At 72.5% G+C, this 3,128-nt stretch carries 2 protein-coding genes; one reads left to right on the forward strand and one right to left on the reverse strand.

What is annotated here, in order from left to right; translation table 11 throughout:
* Window positions 1-71 precede the first annotated feature (71 nt).
* Complete coding sequence (locus tag ACFWA9_RS38810; RefSeq protein WP_329491548.1) at window positions 72-482, reverse strand: Fur family transcriptional regulator; 411 nt, start codon at window positions 480-482, stop codon at window positions 72-74.
* Window positions 483-756: 274 nt separating this feature from the next.
* Here ACFWA9_RS38810 and katG point away from each other — a divergent pair, with 274 nt between their 5' ends.
* Window positions 757-2,985 carry a catalase/peroxidase HPI gene (gene katG, locus ACFWA9_RS38815; protein WP_380394251.1) on the forward strand — a complete coding sequence of 743 codons (2,229 nt, stop codon included), beginning with the start codon at window positions 757-759 and terminating at the stop codon, window positions 2,983-2,985.
* The last annotated feature ends 143 nt before the right edge of the window (window positions 2,986-3,128 follow it).

The following is a 3,128-nucleotide window of genomic DNA, read 5'->3' on the forward strand; positions in this document are numbered from 1 at the left end:
CGCGGGGGCCGCCCACCCCTGGGGGCGCGCCCGGCCCCTTCGGCGTGTCGGCGAGGTGTCGGCCCCGGGCGTCAGGCGCAGTCCGGGCAGATCCCGCGGTAGGTGACCTCGGCGGTGGCGACGGCGAAGCCGAACCGCTGCTCGGCCGGGAGGTCGGCCAGCGGGTCCCCGGCCGGGTGGACGTCGCGGATCGTGCCGCAGCCGGAGCACACCAGGTGCTGGTGCGGGCGGTGGGCGTTGGGGTCGTAGCGCCGGGCCCGGCCGTCGGTGGCGACCTCCATGACCTCGCCGAGGCCGACCAGTTCGCCGAGGGTGTTGTAGACCGTCGCGCGGGAGATCTCCGGCAGCCGCTGGACCGCGCGGGCGTGCACCTCGTCGGCCGTGAGATGGACGTGATCGCCGTCGAGGACCTCCGCGACGACGCGCCGCTGGGCGGTCAGTCGCCAGCCGCGCCCTCTCAGCCGTACCAGCAGGTCACTCATATCGGTTCACCTATTCAGGCTCATGGGGGAACCCCGGATTCTAGCAGTGGCCTTCCGAACCCCGACGGGATAGTGACTCGGTGTGGTTCTTGACTTGGAATCTGTCCATCGTAGGATCGGTTCCGGCGATAGCCTAGGGGGCAGTGAGGCTCCGGAACGGCGGTGAGCACCTCCGCGTCGGGTGAGCTAGTCCTCCTCATTGAACGACCCCCCAGGTGCTCCGCCCTTCGATCGTTCCTGAACAACGTGATCCGCCCGGCCCGGAAGGATTCCCATGTCTGAGAACCACGACGCGATCGTCACCGATGCGAAGGCGGAGGGGGGAGGCTGCCCCGTCGCGCACGGGCGCGCCGCGCACCCGACCCAGGGCGGTGGAAACCGCCAGTGGTGGCCGGACCGGCTCAACCTGAAGATCCTTGCCAAGAACCCGGCCGTGGCCAACCCGCTCGGTGCGGACTTCGACTACGCCGAGGCGTTCAAGACGCTCGACCTCGCCGCCGTCAAGCGCGACCTCGCCGAGGTGCTGACCACCTCGCAGGACTGGTGGCCGGCCGACTTCGGCCACTACGGCCCCTTCATCATCCGGATGGCCTGGCACAGCGCGGGCACCTACCGGATCAGCGACGGCCGCGGCGGCGCCGGTGCCGGCCAGCAGCGCTTCGCGCCGCTGAACAGCTGGCCGGACAACGCCAACCTCGACAAGGCCCGCCGCCTGCTGTGGCCGGTGAAGAAGAAGTACGGCCAGAGCCTGTCCTGGGCCGACCTGCTGATCCTGGCCGGCAACGTCGCGCTGGAGACGATGGGCTTCCAGACCTTCGGCTTCGGCGGCGGTCGCGAGGACGTCTGGGAGCCGGAGGAGGACGTCTACTGGGGCCCCGAGACGACCTGGCTCGACGACGAGCGCTACACCGGCGACCGTGACCTGGAGAGCCCGCTGGGCGCCGTCCAGATGGGCCTGATCTACGTCAACCCGGAAGGCCCCAACGGCACCCCGGACCCGATGGCCGCGGCCCGCGACATCCGCGAGACCTTCCGCCGGATGGCGATGAACGACGAGGAGACCGTCGCCCTGATCGCGGGCGGCCACACCTTCGGCAAGACCCACGGCGCGGGCCCGGCCGACAACGTCGGCCCCGACCCCGAGGCCGCCCCGCTGGAGCTGCAGGGCCTGGGCTGGCAGAGCGCCTACGGCACCGGCAAGGGCGACGACACGATCACCAGCGGCCTCGAGGGCATCTGGACCACCACACCCACCACCTGGGACAACACCTTCTTCGAGATCCTCTTCGGCTACGAGTGGGAGCTGTTCAAGAGCCCGGCCGGCGCCCACCAGTGGCGACCCAAGGACGGCGGGGGCGCCGGTACCGTCCCGGACGCGCACGACGGCTCGAAGACGCACGCGCCGACCATGCTGACCACCGACCTCGCGCTGCGGGTCGACCCGGTCTACGAGCAGATCTCCCGGCGCTTCCTGGCCGAGCCCGCGGCCTTCGCGGACGCCTTCGCCCGGGCCTGGTTCAAGCTCACCCACCGCGACATGGGTCCGGTCGTGCGCTACCTCGGCCCCGAGGTCCCGTCGGAGACCCTGCTGTGGCAGGACCCGCTGCCCGCCGTCACGCACGAGCTGGTCGACGCCGCGGACATCGCCGCCCTCAAGCAGCAGGTGCTGGCCTCCGGCCTGACCGTCGCCCAGCTGGTCTCCACCGCCTGGGCCTCGGCCTCCACGTTCCGCGGCAGTGACCTGCGCGGCGGCGCCAACGGCGCCCGGATCCGGCTGGAACCGCAGAGCGGCTGGGAGGTCAACGGGCCCGACGAGCTGGCGACCGTGCTGCGCACCCTGGAGAGCGTGCGCGACTCGTTCAACGCCGGCCGGACGGACGGCAGGGCGATCTCGATCGCCGACCTGATCGTCCTCGCGGGCGCGGCCGGTGTGGAGAAGGCCGCCGCCGACGCCGGCTTCCCGGTCGTCGTGCCGTTCACCCCGGGCCGGGTGGACGCCGCCCAGGACGAGACCGACGTCGAGTCCTTCGCGGCGCTGGAGCCGACCGCCGACGGGTTCCGCAACTACCTGGGCAAGGGCAACCGGCTGCCGGCCGAGTACCTGCTGCTGGACCGGGCCAACCTGCTGACCCTGAGCGCCCCGGAGCTGACCGTCCTGGTCGGCGGCCTGCGCGTGCTGGGCGCCAACCACCAGCAGTCCTCGCTGGGCGTCCTGACCGACACCCCCGGCCGGCTGACCAACGACTTCTTCGTCAACCTGCTCGACCTGGGCACGACGTGGAAGGCCACCGCCGCGGACGCGAACACCTTCGAGGCCCGGGACGCCGTCACCGGCGAGGTCCGCTGGACCGGCACCCGCGCCGACCTGGTGTTCGGCTCCAACTCGGAGCTGCGGGCGCTCGCCGAGGTCTACGCGAGCGACGACGCGAAGGAGAAGTTCGTGACGGACTTCGTCGCGGCCTGGACCAAGGTGTCCGAGCTCGACCGCTTCGACCTGCGCTGACCGCGGGTCACCGACCCTGACGAACCGCCGTGGCCCCGCCCCCCCCCCCCGCCCCGGGGCCCGCGCCCGGGGGGGGGGGGTGAGCGGCCCCCGCGGGGTGGGGGGGCCCGGGGCGCACCACCGCGGGGTCGGGGGGGGCGCGG

Source organism: Kitasatospora sp. NPDC059973 (assembly GCF_042737525.1).
Lineage (GTDB): Bacteria > Actinomycetota > Actinomycetes > Streptomycetales > Streptomycetaceae > Kitasatospora.